Source organism: Rhodococcus sp. 06-470-2, assembly GCF_002258235.1.
Taxonomy (GTDB): Bacteria; Actinomycetota; Actinomycetes; order Mycobacteriales; family Mycobacteriaceae; genus Rhodococcoides.
Map to the genome: position 1 here is coordinate 109,310 of NZ_NOYB01000032.1, position 25,302 is coordinate 134,611.

At 66.2% G+C, this 25,302-nt stretch carries 22 protein-coding genes and 1 tRNA gene; 14 read left to right on the forward strand and 9 right to left on the reverse strand.

Translation table 11 applies throughout. The features are described from left to right. Positions 1–106 precede the first annotated feature (106 nt). Positions 107–814: a histidine phosphatase family protein gene (locus CH276_RS16115; protein WP_032398056.1), complete on the reverse strand. Its 708-nt coding sequence runs from the start codon at positions 812–814 to the stop codon at positions 107–109. A gap of 61 nt (positions 815–875) precedes the next feature. After that, entirely contained in the window at positions 876–1,706 is an 831-nt protein-coding gene (locus tag CH276_RS16120; RefSeq protein ID WP_371828408.1) for an undecaprenyl-diphosphate phosphatase, read from the reverse strand. A 211-nt stretch (positions 1,707–1,917) separates the two neighbouring features. On the opposite strand from CH276_RS16120, the gene CH276_RS16130 reads away from it, so the two are divergent. The 4 genes from CH276_RS16130 to CH276_RS16145 are packed head-to-tail and all read left to right on the forward strand — an operon-like array spanning position 1,918 to position 5,796. Continuing rightward, on the forward strand, positions 1,918–2,850 hold the full coding sequence (locus CH276_RS16130; RefSeq protein WP_032398054.1) for an aldo/keto reductase: 933 nt from the start codon (positions 1,918–1,920) through the stop codon (positions 2,848–2,850). Between the two features lie 35 nt (positions 2,851–2,885). Beyond that, entirely contained in the window at positions 2,886–3,893 is a 1,008-nt protein-coding gene (locus CH276_RS16135) for a heme/hemin ABC transporter substrate-binding protein (protein WP_094630094.1), read from the forward strand. Further along, on the forward strand, positions 3,890–4,957 hold the full coding sequence (locus tag CH276_RS16140; RefSeq protein WP_094629994.1) for a FecCD family ABC transporter permease: 1,068 nt from the start codon (positions 3,890–3,892) through the stop codon (positions 4,955–4,957). Before CH276_RS16135 ends, CH276_RS16140 begins: the two co-directional genes overlap by 4 nt. Continuing rightward, the gene (locus CH276_RS16145) at positions 4,954–5,796 is read left to right on the forward strand and encodes a heme ABC transporter ATP-binding protein (protein WP_094629995.1); all 843 of its coding nucleotides are present in this window, start codon (positions 4,954–4,956) and stop codon (positions 5,794–5,796) included. The genes CH276_RS16140 and CH276_RS16145 overlap by 4 nt, the downstream gene beginning before the upstream one ends. Here CH276_RS16145 and CH276_RS16150 read toward each other — a convergent pair. Continuing rightward, a complete protein-coding gene (locus tag CH276_RS16150) occupies positions 5,771–6,136 on the reverse strand; it encodes a hypothetical protein (protein WP_052050357.1) in 366 nt (121 codons plus the stop codon). The genes CH276_RS16145 and CH276_RS16150 overlap by 26 nt on opposite strands. A 161-nt stretch (positions 6,137–6,297) precedes the next feature. Here CH276_RS16150 and CH276_RS16155 point away from each other — a divergent pair, with 161 nt between their 5' ends. The 3 genes from CH276_RS16155 (at position 6,298) to CH276_RS16165 (ending at position 8,803) form a co-directional block, all read left to right on the forward strand. Continuing rightward, complete coding sequence (locus CH276_RS16155) at positions 6,298–7,323, forward strand: YncE family protein (RefSeq protein WP_094629996.1); 1,026 nt, start codon at positions 6,298–6,300, stop codon at positions 7,321–7,323. Positions 7,324–7,416: 93 nt separating this feature from the next. Beyond that, positions 7,417–7,638: a DUF5703 family protein gene (locus tag CH276_RS16160; protein ID WP_032377864.1), complete on the forward strand. Its 222-nt coding sequence runs from the start codon at positions 7,417–7,419 to the stop codon at positions 7,636–7,638. A 94-nt stretch (positions 7,639–7,732) separates the two neighbouring features. Continuing rightward, positions 7,733–8,803 (forward strand): quinone-dependent dihydroorotate dehydrogenase, encoded by a 1,071-nt coding sequence (locus tag CH276_RS16165; RefSeq protein WP_094630095.1) that lies wholly within the window; start codon positions 7,733–7,735, stop codon positions 8,801–8,803. Between the two features lie 44 nt (positions 8,804–8,847). Here CH276_RS16165 and CH276_RS16170 read toward each other — a convergent pair whose 3' ends face one another. Both CH276_RS16170 and CH276_RS16175 read right to left on the reverse strand, forming a co-directional pair. Then, positions 8,848–9,375, reverse strand: coding sequence for a YbhB/YbcL family Raf kinase inhibitor-like protein (locus CH276_RS16170; protein WP_032398050.1), 528 nt, complete (start codon positions 9,373–9,375; stop codon positions 8,848–8,850). Between the two features lie 16 nt (positions 9,376–9,391). Next, positions 9,392–10,723, reverse strand: a complete 1,332-nt coding sequence (locus tag CH276_RS16175) for a M20/M25/M40 family metallo-hydrolase (RefSeq protein ID WP_094630096.1) — start codon at positions 10,721–10,723, stop codon at positions 9,392–9,394. A gap of 204 nt (positions 10,724–10,927) precedes the next feature. On the opposite strand from CH276_RS16175, the gene CH276_RS16180 reads away from it, so the two are divergent. The 5 genes from CH276_RS16180 (at position 10,928) to CH276_RS16200 (ending at position 16,838) form a co-directional block, all read left to right on the forward strand. Beyond that, a tRNA-Leu gene (locus CH276_RS16180) sits at positions 10,928–11,013 on the forward strand. A gap of 145 nt (positions 11,014–11,158) precedes the next feature. Further along, complete coding sequence (locus tag CH276_RS16185) at positions 11,159–12,619, forward strand: SDR family NAD(P)-dependent oxidoreductase (protein ID WP_094629997.1); 1,461 nt, start codon at positions 11,159–11,161, stop codon at positions 12,617–12,619. Positions 12,620–12,724: 105 nt separating this feature from the next. Continuing rightward, entirely contained in the window at positions 12,725–14,221 is a 1,497-nt protein-coding gene (locus CH276_RS16190) for a glutamate-cysteine ligase family protein (RefSeq protein WP_045195231.1), read from the forward strand. Positions 14,222–14,265: 44 nt separating this feature from the next. Continuing rightward, a complete protein-coding gene (locus tag CH276_RS16195) occupies positions 14,266–15,531 on the forward strand; it encodes a saccharopine dehydrogenase family protein (protein WP_094682787.1) in 1,266 nt (421 codons plus the stop codon). 212 nt (positions 15,532–15,743) lie between these two features. Further along, positions 15,744–16,838 (forward strand): CoA transferase, encoded by a 1,095-nt coding sequence (locus CH276_RS16200; RefSeq protein ID WP_141214740.1) that lies wholly within the window; start codon positions 15,744–15,746, stop codon positions 16,836–16,838. 18 nt (positions 16,839–16,856) lie between these two features. On the opposite strand, the gene proP is transcribed toward CH276_RS16200, so the two are convergent. Continuing rightward, positions 16,857–18,266: a glycine betaine/L-proline transporter ProP gene (proP, locus tag CH276_RS16205; protein WP_373453532.1), complete on the reverse strand. Its 1,410-nt coding sequence runs from the start codon at positions 18,264–18,266 to the stop codon at positions 16,857–16,859. 300 nt (positions 18,267–18,566) lie between these two features. Between proP and CH276_RS16210 the strand changes: the two genes are divergently transcribed. After that, positions 18,567–19,037 carry an OsmC family protein gene (locus CH276_RS16210; protein WP_094629999.1) on the forward strand — a complete coding sequence of 157 codons (471 nt, stop codon included), beginning with the start codon at positions 18,567–18,569 and terminating at the stop codon, positions 19,035–19,037. Between the two features lie 8 nt (positions 19,038–19,045). Then, on the forward strand, positions 19,046–20,110 hold the full coding sequence (locus tag CH276_RS16215; protein WP_254924122.1) for a nucleoside hydrolase: 1,065 nt from the start codon (positions 19,046–19,048) through the stop codon (positions 20,108–20,110). Here CH276_RS16215 and meaB read toward each other — a convergent pair. Genes meaB through mutA form a run of 3 tightly spaced genes read right to left on the reverse strand, consistent with a single transcriptional unit; the run spans position 20,087 to position 25,280 of the window. Further along, a complete protein-coding gene (meaB, locus tag CH276_RS16220; RefSeq protein WP_094630001.1) occupies positions 20,087–21,121 on the reverse strand; it encodes a methylmalonyl Co-A mutase-associated GTPase MeaB in 1,035 nt (344 codons plus the stop codon). The two genes, CH276_RS16215 and meaB, sit on opposite strands and share 24 nt — an antisense overlap. 2 nt (positions 21,122–21,123) lie before the next feature. Continuing rightward, entirely contained in the window at positions 21,124–23,394 is a 2,271-nt protein-coding gene (gene scpA / locus CH276_RS16225; protein ID WP_094630002.1) for a methylmalonyl-CoA mutase, read from the reverse strand. Beyond that, positions 23,391–25,280 (reverse strand): methylmalonyl-CoA mutase small subunit, encoded by a 1,890-nt coding sequence (mutA, locus tag CH276_RS16230; RefSeq protein ID WP_094630003.1) that lies wholly within the window; start codon positions 25,278–25,280, stop codon positions 23,391–23,393. The genes scpA and mutA overlap by 4 nt, the downstream gene beginning before the upstream one ends. Positions 25,281–25,302 lie beyond the last annotated feature (22 nt).

A 25,302-nucleotide genomic window follows, 5' to 3' on the forward strand; every position in this document is an offset into this window, starting at 1 on the left:
CGATGCGATTCGCGGAACTTTCATTATCGGCCACGGATCGACCGTGGACGGTATTGCTTGCCCTCCAGCCTGCCACCGATCGGGGTGTCAGCGCCGAATCGGAGCTCTAGGTGCCTGCCCCACCACCGACTACCGCGTCCGAAGAGTCCGCGTTGCCCGCTTCCGGCGTGCTGGGCTCCTCGGCTTTGGGTACGAACACGCTCAGGTCGGACCCGGTGTCGTTGGTCCGCAGTACGAAGGGTCGCGTCGAGGTGTAGCGAACGACACTGATCGATGCCGGATCGGCGACGATGCGCTGGAACGAATCGAGGTGGGCACCCATCGCGTCCGACAGCACCGACTTGATGACGTCCCCGTGCGAGCACGCCACCCACAACACGTCACGGCCGTGATGGGCGGCCAGCCGGGCGTCGTGTTCGCGCACGGCCTGCACGGCCCGTTGCTGCACCGTGGCCAGTCCTTCACCCTCGGGAAACACCGCGGCCGACGGATGCTGCTGCACCACCTTCCACAGCGGCTCGGCCAGCAATTCCTTGATCGTTCGACCGGTCCACTGCCCGTAGTCGACCTCGACCAACCGGTCCTCGACCAGCGGCGTGAGCCCGAGCCTGGCAGCCAACGGCTCGACGGTCTGCTCGCACCGCAGCAGCGGCGAACGAACGATCTCCGCGACCGGCAGGTCGCCGAGACGGTCGGCGACCGCCTGCGCCTGTTCACGACCACGATCGTCGAGCTCGACTCCCGCGCTCCGACCCGCGAGCGTGCCTGCGGTGTTCGACGTCGAGCGGCCGTGCCGAAGCAAGATGACTGTCATTGCACCGAGCCTAACGACCGGGGTCTTCCGACTCCGCTCCGGAGGCCACTGTGCCGAACGACTAGGTGGCGGACACGACCCCGCCGGCCAACAGACCGAGCACCACGACACCCAGCACGATGCGGTACCCGACGAACCAGTACAGCGAGTGGTTCGCGACGAACTTGAGCAGCCAGGCGATCGAGGCGTAGCCGAGGGCAAAGGCGATGATCGTGGCCACCAGCAGCTGCGGACCCGACGCGGCCAGTCCCGAGCCGACCGGCTCGAAGGCGTCGGGCAGCGAGAAGAGACCGGAGGCCGTGACCGCCGGAATGGCGAGCAGGAACGAGAATCGCACCGCTGCCTCGCGTTCGAGTCCGAGAAACAGGCCGGCGCTGGTCGTCGCCCCGGAACGGGACACACCCGGGATCAGAGCGAGACACTGCGCCAGACCCATGACGATGCCGTCCCGGGTGGTCAACTTCTCGATCGGGCGTTCCTTCCGGCCGACCTTCTCGGCGACTGCGATGACGACGGCGAACGCGATCAACATGAACGCGATGAGGTACAGGTTTCGGGCACCGGTTCGGATCTGGTCCTTGAACAGCAGTCCGAGAACGCCGATGGGAATGGTGGCGATGATCACGTACCACCCCATGCGGTAGTCGAGCCCGCGTTCGTCCTTCTTCGTCAGACCGACGAACCACGCTTTCACGATCCTGACGATGTCTCGCCAGAAGAACAGCAGCACAGCGGCTTCGGTGCCCAGCTGGGTCACCGCGGTGAAGGAGGCACCTGCGTCCTCGTTCCAGAACACACTGGACACGATGCGCAGGTGCCCGGACGAGGAGATCGGCAGGAATTCGGTCAGGCCCTGCACCGCACCGAGGACGATCGCCTGCAGCCACGTCATGTCGATCATGCGGCGTCACCCTCCGAGATCGGTGTCGATGGACTGATCACTGTCGATGCGCGGCCGCCGGCCCGCCCCCTGAGTTCGCGATTCACGGGCACGACCGTACCCGGCGCGGCACGTACGCACCGGGCGGCGCGGCGCACTACTGTGCACTGGCGGCAGTGCAGTTCGACACCGACGATCACACGTAAAAGGACATTCGGCACATATGAAGCAGAGATCGGTCGGCACCAGCGGACTTCGAGTCTCCAGACTCGGCCTCGGCACCCTCGGATGGGGTAGCGGAACCGACGGTGACGACGCCGCGGCGCAGTTGTCGGCGTTCGCCGAGGCCGGTGGCACGCTCGTCGACACGTCTCCGGCATACGGGGACGGACGCGCGCAACGAGTGCTGGCCGAGTTGCTCGACGACGTGGTACCGCGGCACGAATTGGTGATCAGCAGCGCAGCGGGTCTCAGTTCGCGCTACGGCCGCTATCACGTGGACTGCTCGCGGCGCGGACTGCTCGGCCAACTCGACGCCACGCTGCGCGAACTGGGAACCGACTACCTCGATCTGTGGCAGGTGGCCACCTGGGACCCGATGACTCCAGTCGACGAGGTCGCCGCCACACTCGACTACGCCGTCACCAGTGGACGGGTCCGCTACACCGGAGCCCGTGGCTACCTCGGGTGGCAACTGGCGACGGCGGCAGGAGCAGCAGGCACCGGACGGATCGTGGCCACACAGGCGGAGTACTCGCTGCTGGCCCGCGGGATCGAGGACGAATTGATCCCCGCCGCAGACCACCACGGCATCGGTGTCCTCGCCGCGATTCCCCTCGCGGGCGGCGTGCTGACAGGCAAGTACCGCAGCGGAATACCGGCGGACTCACGCGGTGCCGACGAGGTGCACGCAGAGTCCGTGCTGACGTACCTGACCGACTCTGCCGTCAGCATCGTCGACGCCGCCGTCACCGCCGCCGACGGGCTGGCGACCTCTCCCCTGGTCGTCGCGCTCGCGTGGGCTCGGGACAGGCCGGGTGTGAGCAGCGCGATCGTGGGGGCTCGCGATCTGGCTCAGTTGATGGGCGCGTTGATGGCCGAGGAACTCGAGCTGCCGCCCGCGATCGCGTCGGCCTTGGACGACGTCAGCGCCTGATCGCCTGCGAACATCGGACAGGCTAACCTTCGGTGGTGACCGTCAACCGTCTCGCCGCCGTGCTCCTCGTCGCCGGACTCCTGGTCGGCTGCTCGGCGAACACCCCCGCCGCAGGACCCGCGGACTCGATCGGCCCCCGCACCGCCGTCGTCGACGATCCGAATCCGGAACCGATCGCCGACGATCCGGCCGAGGTACTGCCCGTCACCGTGACCGGATTCGACGGCGTCGCCGTCACGGTCACCGACAACAGCCGCATCGTCGCTGCCGACCAGTACGGCACGCTGGCCGAGACCGTCTTCGCGCTCGGGCTCGGTGAGAACCTCGTCGGGCGCGACACCTCGGCCGCATTTCCCGCGGCCGAGAACGTGCCCGATGTCACCCCGACCGGCCATTCTCTGAGTGCCGAGGGGATTCTGGCGCTGTCGCCGACCGTCGTCCTGACCGATACCAGCATCGGTCCACGCGCCGTGCAGGATCAGATCCGAGCCGCCGGCATTCCCGTCGTGTACTTCGATCCCACCCGCACTCTGGCAGGCGTCGCCACCCAGATCGAGGCCGTGGCGGCCGCCCTCGGTGTGCCCGACGCCGGGGCTGCCCTCGCCGAACGAACGAACGCCGAGATTTCGGCAGCGGCGAACGAGCCACCCGAGTCCACCGAACCGCCGAAGATCGCGTTTCTGTACATGCGCGGGCCTGCGATCACGATGCTCGCCGGGCCCGGCTCGGGAGCGGATGCACTGATCGAGGCTCTCGGAGCCAGGGACGCCGGTGTCGAATCGGGTCTGACCGAGCAATTCGTGCCGATCACCAGCGAAGCCCTGATCGCCGCAGCACCCGACGTGATTCTGATGATGACCAAGGGCCTGGAATCGATCGGTGGAATCGAGGGTCTGGAGCAGATCCCCGGAATCGCCCAGACCCCCGCAGGCCGAGAACGCCGGGTGGTGGACATGGACGACGGGACCATCCTCAGTTTCGGCCCGAACACCGGAAAGGTGTTGGTCGCACTGTCGAAGGCCGTGTACGACCCGGCGTCATGACGAACCGCACACTCGCCGAACGCCGCACGGGCCGAGGACGGGTTCTTGCCATTTTCGGAGCCCTGGTTGTGGCGCTGGTCGGCCTGGCGTTGATCTCGGCCGTTGTGGGGCAGGTGCCGACGACTCCGCTGGAAGTGTTGGGCAGCCTCGCGCATCGGGTGGGACTCGAGATCGGCCCGATGCCTGCACATCCCAGCGGCGAGGTGACGCTGTGGCAGGTCCGATTCCCACGGCTGACGCTGGCAATTCTCGTCGGCGCGTGTCTGGGCTGCGCGGGTGCGCTGCTCCAGGGGGTGTTCGCCAATCCACTGGCCGAGCCGGGTGTGGTCGGGGTCTCCTCGGGCGCTGCTGTCGGGGCCAGCTCGGTCATCGTGCTCGGCGGCAGCTTCGCGGGAGTGTGGAGCGTGGCGTTCGCCGCCTTCGTCGGCGGGCTCGTCACCACGGTCGCCGTGTACTTTCTCGCTCGCAACGCAGGCCGCACCGAAGTAGTGACGCTCATCCTCACCGGTGTTGCAGTCAACGCCTTCGCCGGCGGTGTCATCGCGTTCTTCACCTTCGTCGCCAGTCCCGCCGCCCGCGATCGGATCGTGTTCTGGCAACTGGGGTCGCTCGCGGGCGCAACCTGGGAGTCGGTGGCGGTGGTCGGCCCGCTCGCGCTGCTCGGAATCGGCACCTCCCTGGCGATCGCCCGCCGACTCGACCTGCTTGCGCTCGGTGAGAACGTGGCACGCCATCTGGGCGTGAACGTCGAACGACTCAGACAGTTCGCGATCGTCGTCGTCGCCCTGCTCGTTGCGTCCGGGGTGGCTTTCACCGGAATCATCCTGTTCGTGGGTCTGGTGGTTCCGCATGCCATGCGGATGGTGCTCGGCCCCGCGCATCGACTCCTCATTCCGGCCAGCGCCCTCGCCGGGGCGGTCGTGCTTCTTGCTGCAGACCTCGTGACGCGGACTCTCGTCGCGAACGTCGACCTGCCACTCGGCATGGTGACGTCGCTGGCGGGTGCCCCGTTCTTCTTCTGGCTGCTTCGCCGTACCCGGGCTCGCCAGGGGGGTTGGGCATGATGGGACGCACAGCACGCCGCGACATCCCGGTCATCCCTGAACCGGGTTCGAACGCCCTGGTCGCCCGCGGAGTCTCCGCACGACGTGGGGACGCGACGGTGTTGTCCGGGGTCCACCTCGACGTGGTGGCCGGCGAGATACTGGCGCTGGTGGGACCCAACGGCGCAGGCAAATCGACGCTGCTGTCGGTCCTGGCGGGAGACACCGAGCCCAGCGCCGGATCGGTGCTGCTGGGCGACGAACCGCTGTCCCGCATCCGCTCGGTGGACGTGGCGAGGCGACGCGCTGTGCTGCCTCAGAAGCACAGCGTCGGATTCGCGTTCACGGCCGGCCAGATCGTCCGGATGGGCCGAGCCCCCTGGGCCGGTACCTCGGCGGCACGCCACGACGACGACCGCATCGAAGCGGCCATGACTGCATGCGACGTGACGGCCTTCTCGCATCGACCGTTCGCATCGCTCTCCGGCGGCGAGCAGGCCCGGGTCGCACTGGCCCGCGTCATCGCCCAGGACACGGCGACGATCATGCTGGACGAGCCCACCGCAGCACTCGACCTGGGACATCAGGAGTCGGTGATGGCCGTGGTGCGTTCACTCGCCGCCGCAGGCCGCGCCGTGGTCGTCGTGCTGCACGATCTGGGCCTCGCGGCGGCCTACGCCGATCGCGTCGCGATCCTGGACTCGGGTGAACTGATCGCAACCGGTCCGCCGCGGGAGGTGCTCACCGCCGCAACGCTGGCCCGGGTCTATCGACACCCCGTCGACGTGTTCGATCATCCCGACACCGGCGAACAGCTGGTGGTTCCCCACCGTGTCAGAAACCTTCCAACACGGAATTGACCCGGTTGAAGAAGGACCGCACTGCCGTGGTGTCGCGCTGTGACGCATCGGACAGCTGCTGCGCGTGGGCGACCGCATCACGCACCACTCCGACGATGCTGCGCTCGTCCGTCAGATCGACTTCGGTGACCGAATGCTCGGCCACCGCTTCGACCTCGGACCGGTCCGGTACCGGGGATTGCACATCGGCGCGGTATATCTCCACGTACAGGGTGCTCCTGTGCACCCGAAACGCGAACGCCCGGCCGTCGTCGGTGCGCCCGAAGCCGTTCGGATGCGTTCCCGCGTTCACTTCCTCGACAACGAAGTGTGTTTCCTCGGTTCCCACGTCCACTCCCATGTCGTGCACTGACCTCGGACGATCACGCTACCGCGTCCTCCGCCGCGACCGGTCGGCAACCAAATCCGCCGTGGTGGATTTCGCCGAGATCGCCGCACGCTGGTACAGATGTGGCAGCGCCTCCACCGGCAGCATCTTCTCGAGGAAGTAGGTTCGGCCTCATGCGAACACCGTCGACCCGTTCGATTCGGGCGGCAGTCGCGTCCGCGCTCGCCGTCGTCACAGTCCTGTCGGTCGGCGGCTGCTCCAGCGACGACGAGAACGCCGACGACATCTCCGTCGAGCCCCTACCGCCGGCGGAGTCCCCCGAACCGACCGTGACCCCCGCCGGTACCGTCGGCGCGTTCGCGCCCGTGGACGCCCTCAGTTTCGACCCCGTCACGCGAACCCTGGTGGCGCTGACCGACGCATCGACGACGGTGACCCTCGTCCGCGACGGCACCGCAGCCGAGACCCGCGTGGTCGACCTGGGCTCGACGGCAGCAGAACTCGTCGCCGGACGGGACTCGACAGTGCTCGTCCCGATGGACGGCGCCGTCGCGAGGATCGCCGTCGCGGACGGACAGCGCACCGACCTGACGGTCGACGCCGACGCGCTGTCCGCAGCAGACCTGCCCGACGGCACGACGGCCGTCGGCGACGACACCGGCACGGTGCGCGTGCTCGATCCGAACGGTCAGGTCACCACCACGATCTCCGGCGGCAGCGTGACCTCAGCCGATGCTCTGGCCAGTACACCGAACGGTGTCTCGGTCCTCGATCGTCGCCAGACGTCGGTGACCGACCTGAATCTGGACGACGGCACCCTCGGAGTGGCCTTGCGCGCAGGCGAAGGTGCCGCGGAGATGACGAGCGACGAGTTCGGCCGCCTTCTGGTCACCGATTCGACCGGTACCGAGTTGCTCGTCTTCACCTCACACGACCTGCTGATGCGGCAACGGTTTCCGGTCGGGTCGCAGCCGTGGGCGATCGCCTACGATGAGCAGTCCGGTGTCGCATGGGTGACGCTTCCCGCTTCCAACGAGGTGGTCGGGTACACACTCGACACCGGAATTCCGGTCGAGGTCACGAGGTTGGCCACTGTGCGGCAGCCGAATTCGGTTGCCGTCGACGCCGACACGGGCGACTTGTACGTGGGGTCGGCAACCGGTGACGGGCTGCAGCGTATCCCCGCTGCGGGTCGCTGAGCTCGAAGCAGGAGTGGAGCCTGCAGGAACGACCGATAAGGACGGAGGAGGCATGTGAACGCACACGAGAGTTCGGCACCTGGCCGCGCGAAGATGCCCGTCGGATGGGAAGTGTCGCCGTCCGACGACTGGGAGTACGTGCCGTTGCGGTTGCCACCGGACGTGACCCGTGTGACGGCCTCGATGCGTCTGGCGATTCAGGCGGAGTTCGGCGGCTGGGAACTGTCGCGGGTTCGCCTCTACACCGACGGCAGCAGGCGTGTGCTGCTCAAACGCAAGAAGACCGCGCATCACATCCCCGAGCCCGGAATCTGAGCGCCTCGCAGTACTGTTCGACCGCACGATCGCTGAATCACAGCACGAGTTCTACCCTGCCAGATCGACCGGAGAGAAGACCGTGGGAGACCGCCTGTACCGCGTCCTGTTGCGCCTGATGTTCCTCGTGCCACCGGAGAGGATTCACCATCTGGCGTTCGGTGTGCTTCGCGCTGTCGCCGCGGTGCCTCCGCTCCGCTTTCTGGCCGAGAAGATGTTCGTGGTCGACGATCCACGACTGCGCTCGACGGTGTTCGGCGTCGACTTCCCGGCTCCGCTCGGTCTCGCGGCCGGTTTCGACAAGAATGCCGACGGAATCGATGCGTGGGGGCCGATCGGATTCGGTTTCGCCGAGATCGGCACCGTGACTGCGCAGAGCCAGCCGGGCAATCCGACTCCGAGACTGTTCCGGTTGCCTCTCGACCGGGCCATCGTCAACCGCATGGGCTTCAACAACCACGGTGCCGAGCACGCGGCCCAGCGCGTCCGTGCCAGGCGCACCGGTATCCCGATCGGCGCCAACATCGGCAAGACCAAGCTCGTCGAGCCGGACGGTGCCGCCGCGGACTACACGGCCAGCGCCCAACTTCTGGGCCCGTTGGCGGACTTCGTCGTCGTCAACGTCAGCTCCCCCAACACCCCTGGACTGCGTGACCTGCAGGCCGTGGAATCGCTGCGACCGATCCTGGTGGCGGTGCAGTCGGTGGTGACGGTCCCGGTACTGGTCAAGATCGCCCCCGACCTGTCCGACGAGGACATCGACGCCGTGGCCGATCTGGCCGTCGAACTCGGTCTCGACGGGATCGTGGCCACCAACACGACGATCTCCCGCGCCGGTCTGCGCACCGACGCAGAACTGGTTGCAGGAATGGGTGCCGGCGGCCTGTCCGGTGCTCCGTTGGCCGACCGCTCGCTCGAGGTATTGCGACGCCTGTACCGCCGAGTGGGTACGCATCTGGCGTTGATCTCCGTCGGCGGAATCGAGACCGAGGCGCAGGCATGGGAACGCATCACCGCGGGCGCGTCGCTGGTGCAGGGCTACACCGGGTTCGTCTACGGCGGCCCGCTGTGGATCGAGAACATTCACCGCGGACTGGCCGCTCGGCTCGAGCAACACGGATTCGCCACGATCGCCGATGCGGTGGGCTCGGCGAACAAGCCCTGAACCGCCGGGTGCCGGAACATAAATCCGGCACCCGACGACCGAGCTCAGGCCTCGTAGATGCCGGTGAGGACCGCACGACCGATGGCGTGCGAGAACAGATTGAAACCGAGGTAGGCCGGGGTGGCCGTCTCGTCCACTTCGAGCCGTTCCACGTCCACCGCGTGAACCACGATGAAGTAGCGGTGCGGGCCGTGGCCTGCCGGCGGTGCAGCACCGATGTAGCGGAACAGGCCCGCATCGTTCTTGAGCGTCACCGCGGTGCTGGGCACCCCGGTCCCGCCGTCGTCGCCCGCGCCGGACACCAGCGATGTCGTCTCGACGGGGATGTTCGCCACTGCCCAGTGCCAGAAGCCGGATGCCGTCGGCGCGTCGGGATCGTAGACGGTGACAGCGAAGCTCTTGGTGCCCTCGGGGAATCCGGACCAGGACAGCTGCGGGGAGTTGTCGTGCCCACCGGCTCCCATGATTCCACTGACCTGCTGAGCGGCCAGTGTCTTGCCGTCTTCGACGTCCTCGGACGTCAACTCGAAGGACGGTAGGTCCGGAAGCGAGTCGTATGGGTTGTACGCCACGATGGTTCCTTTCGTATCAGCTGTGCAGCAAGAAGTGTTCGAGTACCTGTGTACCGAACTCCAACGATTCCACGGGTACTCGTTCGTCGATGCCGTGAAACAACGCCGCGAAATCCAATTCCGGCGGCAACTTCAGCGGAGCGAAGCCGAAACAGCGAATACCGATGCGCGCGAATGCTTTTGCGTCGGTTCCACCGGAGAGCATGTAGGGAACGGTTCGACCGTTCGGGTCGTGTGCCAACACTGCGTCGTTCATCGCATCGACGAGATCACCGTCGAAGGTGGTCTCGTACGGTTCCAGTTTCGTGATCCACTCGCGTTCGACGTTCGGGCCGATCAACTCGTCGACCTCCTTCTCGAAGGCCGCCTGCCGCCCCGGCAGCACTCGGCAGTCCACCACTGCCGTCGCCGTCTGCGGAATCACGTTGGCCTTGTAGCCGGCCGAGAGCATCGTCGGGTTCGCTGTGTCGCGCAGGGTCGCTCCGACGATGCGGGCGATGCTGCCGAGCTTGAGCAGGGTGCCGTCGATGTCCGGTGACGTCGGATCGAAATCGAGCCCGGATTCCTCCGAGACCGCCTGCAGAAACTGCGAGACCGACTCGGTGAGCACCAGCGGGAACGTGTGATTGCCCAGTTTCGCCACTGCTTCGGCCAGGTACGTCACGGCGTTGTCGTCGTGCAGAAACGATCCGTGCCCGGCTCGCGCCTTCGCCGTCAGCCGCATCCACGCCAGACTCTTCTCCGCCGTCTCGACCATGTAGAGCCGCTTCTCGGTGCCGTCCGGGCGGGGGACGGTCAGGGAGAAACCACCGACCTCGCCGACTGCCTCGGTGACGCCCTCGAACAGGTCCGGTCGGTTGTCGACCAACCAGTGCGATCCGTACTTGCCACCTGCCTCCTCGTCCGCCAAGAACGCGAACAGGATGTCGCGGGGTGGGACGGTTCCGTTGGACTTGAACTGTCGGGCCAGCGCCAGGGCCATGCCGACCATGTCCTTCATGTCCACCGCGCCCCGGCCCCACACGTACCCGTCCTCGACGGCCCCGGAGAACGGATGCACGCTCCAGTCGGCGGGCTCGGCCGGCACGACGTCCAGGTGTCCGTGGAGCAGCAGCGCGCCGCGAGAGGAGTCCGATCCGCGCAGCCAGGCGAACACGTTTCCTCGACCGGGGGCCCCGGACTCGACGTACTCCGTCTCGTAGCCCACTTCCTCGAGTTTGCTCGCCACCCACTCGGCACATTCCTTCTCGCCGACCGTGGTGTCGAGCTCCCCCGTGTTCGAGGTGTCGAACCGGATGAGGGAACTGACGAGATCCACGACTTCGTCGAGGGCAACGGTGGCGTCGATATCGGTTGGGTTTCCGGGATTGCTCACATCGTTGGGCACACGTCGTTCCTACCACCAGAATCCGCTTCGGGCACCATGAGAAACGGCCTCGAGGACGAACTGACGTGGGGATTTGGGTTATCGGGAACCCGTCGGATAATCTTACGCAGCACACAGCGGCCGGCTGTGAAAGCAACAAAAGAATATGCGGCAGCGGTCGCACTTGTCCGAGTGGCGGAATGGCAGACGCGCTAGCTTGAGGTGCTAGTGTCCTATTAACGGACGTGGGGGTTCAAGTCCCCCCTCGGACACCGTCTGAAAGATGTAGCCAGACAGATATTTTCACAGATCTGAGTTGAGACAGACGAAACGGACCCTGATTCTTCGGAATCAGGGTCTTTTTCGTTCTGCACTCGCTCCCTTCGGCTCGAAGGGGCCGATGCTAGGAGACCGACGATGAACGCGATCGACCCGACCGATCTCGAGACGTGCCTGCGCGTGCTGAAGCAGGCCGCCGAGCTGGACAAGAACCATCCCGATTCGATCGCTGTCCAGCGCGCCTCCGGTGCCATGTTCAAGGACCTCAAGCGTGCTCGACGCGTCGCGGCACGCAACGCCGTCAACGCGGCCGACCGCGCCGTCGTCGCCGCCACCGCGACAGGATCCCCGGACCGAATCGACGACGAAACAGCAGGCCTCTCCCTGACCTCCCGCGCCGAAGGAGATATCGCAGGCACGCTGATCAAGGCCCGCCCCTGCTACATCTGCAAGCAGCGCTACACCCACGTCGACTCGTTCTATCACCAGCTGTGCCCGGAGTGCGCGACGCTCAATCGCGGCAAGCGCAACGCTCGAACCGACCTGTCCGGACGTCGGGCGTTGCTGACCGGCGGGCGAGCGAAGATCGGCATGTACATCGCTCTTCGACTGCTCCGCGACGGTGCTCACACCACGATCACCACTCGCTTCCCCAACGATGCCGTACGTCGCTTCGCAGCGATGGACGACAGCGATCAGTGGCTGCACCGTCTGCGCGTCGTCGGTATCGATCTTCGCGATCCGGCTCAGGTGGTGGCACTTGCCGACTCCGTCGCCGCCGAGGGGCCTCTGGACATCCTGATCAACAACGCCGCACAGACCGTCAAACGCTCCCCCGGTTCCTACAGTGCACTGGCCGATGCGGAAGCCGAACCATTGCCCGCCGCCCTGACCGAGGGGGCAGGACCGCAGCGCATCACGTTCGGCAAGACCAGCGATGCGCACCCCGCGTCACTGGCGAGTTCGTTACCCGCCACGGCGATCGGCGGCCGATCGACTGCTGCCCTGAGCGCGGACGACGTGGCCTCCCTCGCCATGGTCGCCGGCTCGGTCACGGCCGAGAGGATCGAGAGCGGGCTCGCCATCGACGCCGGGGGTCTGGTACCCGATCTCGCCGAGACCAACAGCTGGATCCACACCGTCGAGCAGGTCGACCCGGTGGAACTGCTCGAGGTGCAGCTCTGCAATTCCGTCGCACCCTTCATCCTGGTCTCGCGGCTCCGCACCGCGATGGAGGCCTCCGACGCTCGACGAAAGTACGTCGTCAACGTCTCTGCCATGGAGGGCCAGTTCGGCCGCGCATACAAGGGGCCGGGCCATCCCCACACCAACATGGCCAAGGCCGCGTTGAACATGCTGACGCGCACCAGCGCGAAGGAGATGCTCGACAGCAGAATCTTGATGACCGCCGTCGACACCGGCTGGATCACCGACGAACGGCCGCACCCCACCAAGATGCGGCTCGCCGACGAGGGTTTCCATGCTCCACTCGACCTGGTGGACGGGGCCGCGCGGGTGTACGACCCGATCGTGCAGGGAGAGCTCGGAAACGATCTGTACGGCTCGTTCCTCAAGGATTATCAGCCCTCACCCTGGTGATTTTCGCGTGCGTCCCCCTCGGCGAACGCGTACTGCGATACTCGTAACTCGAAGTCGTTGCGCGTGAGCGAACGGCCCATCTTCACGCACCGATAGGCGGTCACCATGGGCGAGGACGTCGAGCGCCGTAAGTTCACCAGGCAGGATCGGCACGAGTTCCGCCAGAAGGTCCAGGACTGTCTCGATGCCCTGGCGGTCATGTTGGCCGACGAGACCTTCCACGTCGGTGAACCGCAGATCGGCATGGAGATCGAGCTCAATCTCGTCGACGACGACATGGAGCCGTCGATGGCCAACGCCGCCGTGCTCGACGCCATCGCCGACCCCGACTATCAAACCGAGCTCGGACAGTTCAACATCGAGATCAACGTCGACCCTCGGCCACTGCGCGGTGCCTCCATCGCCGAGTTGGAGACGGACCTGCGCAGATCGCTGAATGCGGCGGACGAACGCGCCCGCACCTCCGGTAGCCGTCTGGCCATGATCGGCATGCTCCCGACTCTGGACGAGGAACACTTCGAGCACCGGTGGCTCTCGGCGAATCCGCGCTACGACCTGCTCAATCAACAGATCTTCGCCGCGCGCGGTGAAGACATCGAACTGAAGATCGGTGGAGTGCGGCTGCCCGGTGCCGCTGCCGCCGAGGACCTCGACATCGTGACCGACACGATCCTGCCCGAGGCAGCCTGCACGTCGGTTCAGCTCCACCTGCAGGTGGCTCCGGACGAGTTCGCATCGTATTGGAATGCAGCGCAAGCTCTTTCGGGCGTACAGGTGGCGCTCGCCGCCAACTCGCCGTTCTTCGCCGGTCGCGCGCTGTGGCACGAGACTCGTATCCCGTTGTTCGAGCAGGCCACCGACACCAGGCCGCAGGAGCTCAAGAATCAGGGAGTCCGACCACGGGTGTGGTTCGGCGAACGGTGGATCACCTCGATCTTCGATCTGTTCGAGGAGAATTCGCGCTACTTCCCTGCGTTGCTTCCCGTCTGCAGCGAAGAGGACCCCAAAGCTGCGCTGGCCGAGGGCAAGACACCGTCACTGTCCGAACTACGCATGCACAACGGTACCGTCTACCGGTGGAACCGACCGATCTACGACCGGTCCGGCGACGGCCACCACATTCGGCTCGAGAATCGAGTCCTGCCGGCCGGACCGTCGGTGGTGGACACCCTCGCCGACGCGGCGTTCTACTACGGAACCGTCCGCGCACTGGCCGATGCAGACCGCCCGCTGTGGTCCCAGATGTCGTTCGACGCGGCCGAGGAGAACGTGCACTCCGCCGCCCGCGGCGGGTTCGATTCGATGCTCTACTGGCCCGAGGTGGGCTGGGTGAGTCCGCAGGAACTGGTGTTGCGCCGGCTGCTGCCACTGGCCGACGCCGGACTGGCCGCGTACGGCGTCGACGCGCCGGTCCGCGACCGCTATCTCGGGGTGATCGAAGCGCGGTGCCTGGCCAAGCAGTCCGGCTCGGTGTGGCAGCGCAACGCCGTCGTCGCCCGTGAACGCGCCGGTGAGAAGCGCGATCGCGCCCTCGCCGGAATGCTCGGCGATTACGTCACCCTCATGAACGCCGGAGAACCCGTGCACACCTGGACGAACTGACGGCGCGTCGACTCGCAGGGGTGACCCGCGTTAGTGTCGCTGGTATGAACTCGCCAGCATCCGACTCGACCGTCGGCCCCGATCGCACTCACGACATCGTCGTCTACGGCGTCACCGGCTTCGTCGGGAAACTGACGGCGAAGTACCTCGCCGAGCATGCACCGGCCGACACCCGGATCGCCCTCGCCGGGCGCTCGACGGCGCGGGTGGAGGCCGCCAGGAAGGAACTGGGCTCCAGGGCTCAGCAGTGGTCCGTTCTCGAGGCCGACGCCACCGACGTCGCATCGCTCGAGGCCATGGCCCGATCGACCCGAGTCGTCATCACCACGGTCGGCCCCTACGCCAAGTACGGCCTGGAATTGGCGACGGCGTGCGCCGAGGCCGGGACGGATTACGTCGACCTCACCGGCGAGGTGCTGTTCGCTCGCGAGAGCATCGACACCAATCACGAGATCGCTCAGCGCACCGGGGCCCGCATCGTCCACTCGTGCGGCTTCGATTCCATCCCGTCCGACATCGGCGTACACGCCCTGTACGAGGCCGTCACCGCGGACAACGCCGGGGAGCTGACCGACACGACCCTGGTGGTCACGTCGATGTCCGGTGGGGTCAGCGGTGGCACCATCGACTCGCTGCGAGGGCAGATCGAGGCGATGAAGAAGGACAAGCGGGCCCGACGCATCGCCGCGCGGCCGTACTCGCTCAGTCCCGATCGCGGCCTCGAGCCGCAACTCGGTCGCCAACTCGACACCGTACTGATCGACGGCAAGAAGATCGACCCGAGCCTGCGCGGTTGGAAAGCACCGTTCGTGATGGCCTCGTACAACACGCGAGTCGTCCGGCGGACCAACGCACTTCGCGACTGGGCCTACGGAAAGCAGTTCCGCTACAGCGAGGTGATGAGTGTCGGCTCGTCGTTCGCCAGCCCCGTCCTCGCCGGTGCTCTGTCGGCTGGGCTTTTCGTCGGCGTGTCCGCGATGACTGTGCTTCCGAGCAAGGTGCTCGATCGCATTCTGCCCAAGCCGGGCACCGGCCCCAGTGAAAAAGCCCGCGAGAAGGGACATTTCACGGTCGACCTGTACACCCTCACCACATCGGGGGCTCGCTACCGGGCCCGGGTCAAGGCCTCGGGAGATCCCGGCTACAAGGCCACCGCAGTCATGCTGGCCGAGTCGGCACTCGCACTCGTGCACGGCGGTGACGCCCTGCCGAAGGCCAGCGGAGTCCTCACTCCGGCCACTGCGATCGGCGACGTCCTCGTGGACCGTCTCAATGCTGCCGGTATGGAGATCTGGGCCAAGCGCAGTTGATGTCGGGAACGGCAGTCCCCTCGGCGCGGTGCCCGCACCCGTGAGTGCTTGGCTCGCGGCGACACTGCCGGTGGCGACCATCGCTGCCGAATCGGTCGGTGCCCTGGGTACCGCAGTCGGCAGGCTGAGGGGTGTTCTCGAACCGTCTTCGACCGGCGCGGTCCCGACGGCATCGGCGGAGCGGATAGCAGCATCGTTCATGGGGGAACTCGATGGTGCGCCTCGACGGTGCACCGGTGCAGCCGTTCGCAGATCTGTCCGGCTTCTTCCGCGTGTCCGACGGCTGGGTGAGAACTCACGCGAACTATCCGCACCACCGGACTGCGCTGCTCGAGACGGTCGGTCTCGACGAAGATTGCGGCACTGAAGAATTCGCGGAGCGGGTGGCGGGGATCACCGCTGTCGAGCTCGAATGGTCGTGCGCACAGAACGGCGCTCTCGCAGTGCGGGTCCGCACCGAAGACCAGTGGCCCGCCGAGCCCGCAGGTGGTGCAGCCGAGTCCGGTCCGGTGATTGCACGCTCGAACGACACGGGCTCCGACACATGTCGAGTTCCCCGATTCCGAGGGACTACCGCTGCTCCGCTGGCCGGGGTCCGGGTGTTGGACCTGACCCGCGTCATCGCCGGACCGGTGGCCACCCGCGCGCTCGCCCTGTTCGGTGCCGAGGTGCTCCGCGTGGATCCGCCCCACCGCCCCGAGATCAGCTGGCAGCACATGGAAAACGGTCAGGGGAAGCGTTCGGCGACGGTGGACCTGAACACGCGTGAAGGGCGTGCAGTGATGAACCGACTGCTCGAGTCCGCCGATGTCTTGGTCACCGGGTACCGCCCGGGCGCTCTCGCACGGTTCGGACTAGAACACCGAGCGGACGTCCTGCATGGACGGGTCAGTGCGTGGAGTACCCACGGACCATGGTCGGATCGGCGGGGCTTCGACAGTCTCGTCCAGGCTGCCACCGGCATCTCGGTACTCGAAGGCAGTGGTGGAGAACCCGGGCACCTGCCGGCCCAGGCGCTGGACCACGCCAGCGGGTATCTACTGGCCGCAGGGATCGTCGGCGAGCTGGCCGATCGCGCGAACAGAACGGGTTCGACCGCCTCCGTCGAGGTGTCGTTGGCCCGGACGGCCGCATGGCTACTGCAACTACCAGGGCGGGGTCAGCATCACGGCCCTCGGGCGACGCCGCCGCCCGACTGTGTCGTGACCCACGGGCGTGTCACGACAGCACGGCCGGTTTTCGACGATCATGCCGACTACCCGTTTCCCGCACGCCCGTGGGGCACCGATGAGGCAACCTGGGGGTGAAGGCGAGCCGAGGCCGGATCAGTGGCGTCCGGCGGTCGCCGCTGCCTCGGAATAGAGCTCCTTGGCTTCCTCGGTCGAGTCGACCTGAGGCGGTGAGCCTTCCAGAGGTTGGGTGGCGGACTCGCGCAGGAATCCGACGGCGACGAGGCCGACGAGACCGCTCACGACGAGGTAATACGCAGGGATCATCGGGCTACCGGTCGAGCTGACCAACGCCGAGGTCACCAACGGCGTCGTACCCCCGAAGATCGACACGGACAGGTTGAAGCCGATCGACAGCGCCGCGTAACGAATCCGGGTGGGAAACAGGGCCGGTAGCGTCGATGCGCTCGGCGCCGCGAAACAGGCCAGAACGAGGCCGAGGAGCAAGCACGCGATCAGCGGACCCAACCACCCGCTACTGCGCAGCAGCAAGAAGCAGGGCACGGCGAGAACGATCTGCCCGACGGCACCGAAGACGAACACCGGTTTGCGGCCGATTCGGTCGGTGAGCCTGCCGACACCCACGATGACGCTCACCACGACGACCATCGCCGACAGGACGAGCAAGTCCGCACTGAGCTGACTTCGACCGACGACCTCGGTGAAGTACGTGGGTAGATATGACGTCACCATGTAGTTGGTCACGTTGTACAACAACACGATTCCCATGCAGATCAACAGCGCCCGCCAATGATCGGTGAAGATCTTCCCGATCGACCTCCGGCCGCTCTCCTGCGCCTTGACCTTGTTGTCGTGTTCGTCGAGTTGCTTGCGGAACGCGGGCGTATCTTCCAGCTTGAGCCGCAGGTACAGCCCGATCAGCCCCATCGGACCCGCGACGAAGAACGGTATGCGCCAACCCCATTCGATCATGGTGGCGTCGCCCAACACCGCGTTGAGGATCGTCACCAGGCCCGAGCCCATCGCGTAACCGACGAAGGTGCCGAAGTCGAGCCAACTTCCGAGGAACCCGCGCCGCTTGTCGGGTGAATATTCTGCGATGAACGTCGTTGCACCGCCGTATTCACCACCGGTGGAGAAGCCTTGGACCAAGCGGGCGACGAGCAGCAGAATCGGTGCCCAGATGCCGATGGTCGCGTAACTGGGGATGAGGCCGACAGCCAGAGTGCCGATCGCCATCATGATCATGGTGGCGGCCAATACCTTCTGCCGACCGATCCGGTCACCGAGCGGCCCGAAGAACAGGCCGCCGAGCGGACGAACGACGAACGCTGCAGCGAACGTGGCGAACGTCGAGATGAGTTGCACCGCAGGCGTGGCATCGGGATAGAACACCTTGCCCAACGTTGCCGCCAGATAGCCGTACACACCGAAGTCGAACCACTCCATCGTGTTGCCGAGAGCAGCTGCCGAGACGGCGCGCTTGAGCATCGGCTGATCGACCACAGTGATGCCCTCCTCCGAGAGCGCCGGCTTCGTGCGCATCCGTTTCGAGAACGCAACGCGGCGAAGATGCTGGACGTGGCGGCGTCCCCATGTGGCCTGCTCTCGGCCGGGTTCGAGACTGGGCACTGATGTCATTCGTTCAACGTTAGCCAGACAAACGATTCGTTTTCAAACGACCGCTGTGCAGATCGACGCACACACTCGGGCGAATGCCCAGGTGAACGCGCGCAACGACGAATGTGCCACACCGCTTTGGCAATCGAGGCATTACGGTCAATGCGGACAACGGTTTCCGCGGCGGATTGTCACCGAACGGGCGGGTACTGGCACGATGGACCAGTGCCGAACCACGATTACGGACTCACGCTGAACTGGACGGGCAACCGCGGTACCGGGACCACCGGTGCCGCAGCCTACGACCGCGATCACATCGTGTCGGCACCCGGGAAACCCGACCTTCACGCGAGCTCCGATCCGAGCTTCCGCGGCAATCCCGAACGCTGGAATCCCGAGGAGATGCTCGTCGCCTCGCTGTCCAGTTGCCACATGCTCTGGTACCTCGGGCTCGCGGCCGCATCCGGAGTGGTCGTCACCGAATACACCGACTCCCCCACCGGAGTGATGACCGAGCAATCCGATGGTTCGGGTCAGTTCGTCGAGGTCACCCTGGCTCCGGTCGTGACCGTCGTCGACCCGTCGATGGTGCCGCGCGCCGAGAAACTGCACGCGTCCGCGTCGTCGAAGTGCGTCATCGCGCGATCGGTCAACTTTCCGGTGCGGCACACCCCGACGACGGAGGTCGCATCGTGACCGTCCCCATGATCGTCGACGTCGACACCGGAATCGACGATTCTCTCGCCTTGCTGTACCTGCTGGCCAGCGAGGATGCTGAGATCCTCGGTATCGCATCCACCGCGGGCAATGTGCCGGTGAACCAGGTTGCGGCGAACAATCTCGCCTGGCTCGACCTGTGCCGCGCGGGTGATGTCGAGGTCTCGCTCGGCGCACAGGTACCCCTCGTGGCGCCGCTGATGACCACCGAGGACACCCACGGCCCGCAAGGCATTGGGTACGCGGAGCTTCCGGTGTCCACGCGGTCGCTGTCCGGCCGGGACGCCACCACGATGTGGGTGGAGCTGGTTCGTTCGCGACCGGGTGAGATCACCGGACTGGTCACCGGTCCGCTGACCAATCTCGCGCTGGCGATCCGTCGGGATCCCGAGCTACCTCGACTGCTGAAGCGACTGGTGTTGATGGGCGGCGCATTTCAGCACCAGGGCAACACGACACCGACTACCGAATGGAACATCGCCGTCGACCCCGAGGCCGCAGCGGAAGTGTTCGCAGCCTTCTCCGGACTACCGCCGGAACGACATCCCATCGTCTGCGCGCTCGACATCACCGAGACCATCGAAATGACCCCCGATCACATCCGACGGCTGACAGCGCGAGCGCGGAGCCTTCCGCCCGAGGTGATCTCGCCCGACGACGCACCGGGTGTTCGATCGACGGCGTCGAACCCGATCGTGCGGCACTTCTCCGATGCGGTGCGGTTCTACATGGAATTCCATCGCGATCACGATCAGGGATTCTTGGCGCACATGCACGACCCCTTCGCGGCGGCCGTCGCACTGGATGCCGATATCGCCACCTACCGTCATGCGACCGTCGACGTCGAACTCGTCGGAACCCTCACGCGCGGAACGACGGTCGCGGACTGGCGCGGTATGTGGGGCAAGGCCCCCAATGCGGCGATCGCAACACACACCGATCCCGAGGCATTCTTCGATCGACTCATCGAACGCGTCGGAGCTCTTGCCGACCGGCTCTATCCCGCGCTCCCGGCCGCCGGGGCAGATTCAGGAGTCGAACGCGTCGAGTAGCTCCTGGGCGGCCAGCGCGGCCGTCAGAGAACCGTCGCGTACCCGGGCTTCGACGTCGCCGCGGATGGCCTTGACGGACGGGTTCTGCGCCAGCCGGCGCAGCAGTTGGTCGTTGACCATCGTCCACGTCCAATCGACCTGCTGCTTGCGACGCTTCTCCGCGAATTCGCCTGCGTCACTGAGCACTTGCTGATGGCGCAGCACGGTGTCCCAGTACTCGTCGAGTCCGGTGCCCTCGATGGCGCTCATGGTCAACACCGGGGGCTTCCAGATCGCATCGTGCGGATAGATCAGCCGCAGCGCGCCCGCCAATTCCCGCGCCGCGTTCTTCGCGTCGGTCGCGTGCTTGCCGTCGGCCTTGTTGACGGCAACCAGATCGGCGAGTTCGAGAACGCCCTTCTTGATGCCCTGCAACTGATCTCCGGTACGCGCGAGCGTCAGGAACGTGAAGCAGTCGACCATGTTCGCGACCGTCACCTCGGACTGCCCGACGCCCACCGTCTCCACCAGAATGACGTCGAAGCCTGCCGCTTCGAGGAGCACGATCGTCTCCCTCGTCGCACGTGCGACACCACCCAGGGTTCCCGAGGTCGGAGACGGCCGAATGTATGCGTTCTCCTGCACCGCGAGACGCGACATCCGGGTCTTGTCACCCAGGATCGAACCACCGGTACGCGTCGACGACGGATCGACGGCGAGCACCGCGACCCGGTGCCCCTTCTCGATCAAGCGCATCCCCAGCGCGTCGATGAAGGTCGACTTGCCGACCCCCGGCACGCCGGTGATACCGACGCGATGGGAACCACCCGCATCGGGCAGAACCCGAAGAAGCAACTGCTGAGCCAGATCACGATGATCCGAGCGAGTGGACTCGACCAGCGTGATGGCACGCGCCAGCCCGGATCGCTCGTTCGCACGGACCGAATCGGCCACCGCGTCGATATCGATGGTTCGGCCTCTCGGCGACGGTGCACCGGTCGGAGAACCCGTCTTGTCGTTCGGAGAACCCATACTCAGGCGTTGGCCTCGCGTGGTGCGTGCCCCAGCGCAACGGACAGCTTCTCCACCAGCCCGATCGCCGCGTCGGCGATGACGGTGCCCGGAGGGAAGATCGCCGCAGCGCCCGCCGCGTAGAGCTCGTCGAAATCACCGGGCGGGATGACGCCACCGACGACGATCATGATGTCCTCACGGCCGACTTCGGCCAAGGCCTGTCGCAAGGCGGGCACCAGCGTCAGATGGCCTGCGGCCAGCGACGACACCCCGACGACGTGCACGTCGTTGTCGGCGGCCTGCCGGGCCACCTCCTCGGGGGTCTGGAACAGCGGGCCGACGTCGACGTCGAAGCCGATGTCCGCGAACGCCGTGGCAATCACCTTCTGACCTCGATCGTGTCCGTCCTGACCCATCTTGCACACCAGGACGCGAGGCCGACGGCCCTCGTCCTCGGCGAACTGCTCGACCAGCGCGGTGGCGCGGGTGATGTTCTCGGATTTGCCTGCCTCGTCGCGGTACACACCACTGATTGTCCGGATTTCGGCCTGATGGCGCCCGTAGACCTTCTCCAGTGCATCGGAGATCTCGCCGACGGTGGCCATCTTGCGTGCCGCGTCGATGGCGAGAGCCAGCAGGTTGTTCTCCATCCCCGGCTGGTCCGAGGCCGCCGCTCTGGTCAGGTTCGCCAGGGCTGCCTCGACCTCGGCGGTGTCCCGTTCGGCCCGCAGCCGCTCGAGCTTCTCTATCTGCTCGCGCCGAACCTTGGAGTTCTCGACCTTGAGCACCTCGATGGTGTCGGGCTCGTCGGGAACGTACTTGTTGACGCCAACCAGGGGTTGACGGCCGGAGTCGATCCGCGCCTGGGTGCGGGCCGCAGCCTCCTCGATGCGCAACTTGGGGATGCCCTCGCCGATGGCCTGAGCCATGCCGCCTGCTTCCTCGACCTCGGCGATGTGTGCCCGAGCCCGATTCGCGAGCTGGTGGGTGAGCCATTCGACGTAATGCGAGCCGCCCCACGGATCGATCGGGCGCACGGTGTTGGACTCCTGCGCGATGAGCAGCTGGGTGTTGCGGGCGATGCGCGCCGAGAAGTCCGTCGGCAGGGCGAGTGCCTCGTCGAGGGCGTTGGTGTGCAGCGACTGGGTGTGCCCCTGGGTGGCCGCCATCGCCTCCACACAGGTGCGGGCAACGTTGTTGAACACGTCCTGTGCCGTCAACGACCAGCCCGACGTCTGCGAATGAGTGCGCAGCGAACGGGATTTGGCGCTCTTGGGCTCGAACTGCTGCACGAGCTCGGCCCACAGCAGACGCCCGGCACGCAGCTTGGCGACCTCCATGAAGAAGTTCATTCCGATGGCCCAGAAGAACGACAGTCGCGGTGCGAAGGTATCTATGTCCATGCCTGCATCCAGACCGGCCCGGATGTACTCAACACCGTCCGCGAGGGTGTAGGCGAGTTCGAGATCGGCTGTGGCTCCGGCTTCTTGGATGTGGTAGCCGGAGATGGAGATCGAGTTGTACTTGGGCATCTTCTCGCTGGTGTACGCGAAGATGTCCGAGATGATGCGCATCGACGGTTTCGGCGGATAGATGTAGGTGTTGCGCACCATGAACTCTTTGAGAATGTCGTTCTGGATGGTGCCGGCGAGTTTCTCCGGCCCGACGCCCTGCTCCTCGGCGGCCGCGACGTACAGCGCCAGGATCGGCAGCACAGCGCCGTTCATGGTCATCGAGACCGACACGCTACCGAGGTCGATGCCGTCGAACAGTTGCCGCATGTCGTAGATGGAATCGATGGCGACGCCTGCCATTCCGACGTCACCTTGCACTCGGGGGTGATCGGAGTCGTAGCCGCGGTGGGTGGCCAGGTCGAACGCGACCGACAGACCCTTCTGGCCGGCCGCCAGGTTACGGCGGTAGAACGCGTTGGACTCCGCCGCCGTGGAGAAACCTGCGTACTGGCGGATGGTCCACGGCTGGTTGACGTACATCGTCGGGTACGGCCCGCGGAGAAACGGCGGAGCACCCGGGTAGCTGTGCAGCGGGTAGCCCTCGGCCTCGGCGGCTGCACGGTCTGCCTCGGTGAACACCGGCTTGACGTCGATGCCCTCGGGGGTGGACCACACCACCTGCTCGGGCGTGTAGAAGTTGGCCTTCGCGCCCTGCCGTACATGGGCGTCGACGTCCTGGGCCGACGGCGGCGTCGGCGTCGGCTCGTCGGGGTCGACCAGTGGCACGTCGGCGAAACTGCCGATGGTGTGCGAGATTCGGTTCTCGTCGGTCGTCACTTCGAGGCTCCCAGGGTGTCGAGAAGTTCGGTCAGCACTGCCACGGCGTCGATCTTCGCGGTCAGAAATCCGTCGGGACGCGAGGTGCCCTCGGTGCCGGTGAAGATCTTCTCGGGGCCGGCAAGCAGCACCTGGGTGACGCCTGCGGCCCGCAATGCATCCACGGCAGTGGCGGCCTCGTCGGCGTACCGCTTGTCGGTTCCGCACACCACCGCTATCCGAGCTCCGGACGTCTCTACCGATCCGGCGATTCCGTCGACGGTCAGGGGGCCGGGATCGACGGCCTCGATTCCGCCCGACGCCAGCAGGTTCGACGCGAACGTCGTTCGGACATTGTGTTCGGCGACGCTGCCCAGCGGCACCAGGAGCACCGTCGGGCGCGAATCGTGCTCGGCCAGATAGGCATCCGACCGGTCTCGCAGCGACTCGAATGCCCGGCCGTACCGATACACCGTTGTCGAGCCCTGCGGCGCGGTTCGTTGGGGATCGAGCGGAGCCTCGGCCAGGTTGGGAAATTCGTTGACGCCCGTCAGCGGGGTGACTCGGTGAGCGATGTCGGAATCGCGTTCGGCGCGGGTCTTCTCGATCGCAGTCATCAGCGAACCGTCGTCGACGGCGGCGCGGAAACCTCCGGACGTTTCGATGGTCTGGAAGAACTCCCAGGCCTTCGCCGCGACCGCTGCCGTCAGCTCCTCGATGTACCAGGACCCGGCACCGGGATCCAGGACCCGTCCGAGATGCGCTTCTTCGAGCAGCAGCAGCTGGGTGTTTCGGGCGATACGGGCCGCGAACGTCTTCGACACCCCGGCTGCGCCGCCGGCGAGTGCCGCATCGAACGGGAGCACGGTCACCGAATCGGCACCGCCCACTCCCGCTCCGAACGACGCCAGCGTGGTCCGCAGCATGTTCACCCACGGATCCCGCTGCGACATCATCGCTTCCGAGGTCACCGCATGCTGAGGAGCGTCACCGGCGTCGGGGGCTCCGCACACCTGCGCGATGCGCGCCCACAGCGTGCGAGCGGCCCGGAACTTGGCGATGGTCTGGAACTGGTCGTCGGTGGCGGAGAACCGGAACTCGATCTGTCGCAGGGCATCGGCGATGCCGATACCGGCATCGGTCATGGACCGGAGGTACTCGAGTCCTGCGGCGATCGCCGCACCGAGCTCCTGTGCGTCGCTGCCACCGAGATTGTGGAACACGGTGCCGTCGACCGTGATCGCACGAATCGTCTCGGCACGACCGATCGACTTGCGAGCCAGCTCGAGCGCCTCGGTCATCTCGATCGACTCGGTTCCGCTCAACCCGGCAGTGAGAGTGGACACGCCCAGCCGGATGTCGACTGCGGCGCGCTCGTCGATATCGGCGGAGTCGAGCACCTCGAACACCGCCGCTGCCGCTGCGGACACGTCCCCGCGCGCATCGATCGTCAGCGGTGCGAGCTCGAGAAACACCCCACGCAGAACCTCCGGCAGAGCGGTCGGGTCGACGCCACCGTTGCCGACCGTCAACCACAGGGCGCTGGTGCCGTTGGAGAGCGAATCGAGAATCTGGGTGTTCGCAGTCGCCGCGTCGTCGGCACCGTCGCCCCGGACCGAGCCGTGGCGGGTGCACACCTTCCAGCCCGCGTTGACGTCGCGGTGGGGGTCGCGTCCCCGCAGGTAGGGGAACTGCCCGGGCAGCGGACCTTCCGGTCGTTCGTCGAAGGCGGTGTACAACGGGGACACGGTGATCCCGTCGTACGTCGTGGAATCGAGTAGGTGTTCGGCATCGGCCGGCAGATCGGACACCTCGACCCGACGCGATTTGGCCAGGACACCTGCCACTGCCTTCTGCCAGGCCGCATGAGCGCTGCGTGCGGCATCTTCGTGCGACGCGATGGACACGTGTGCTGCTCCCTCGGTTCGG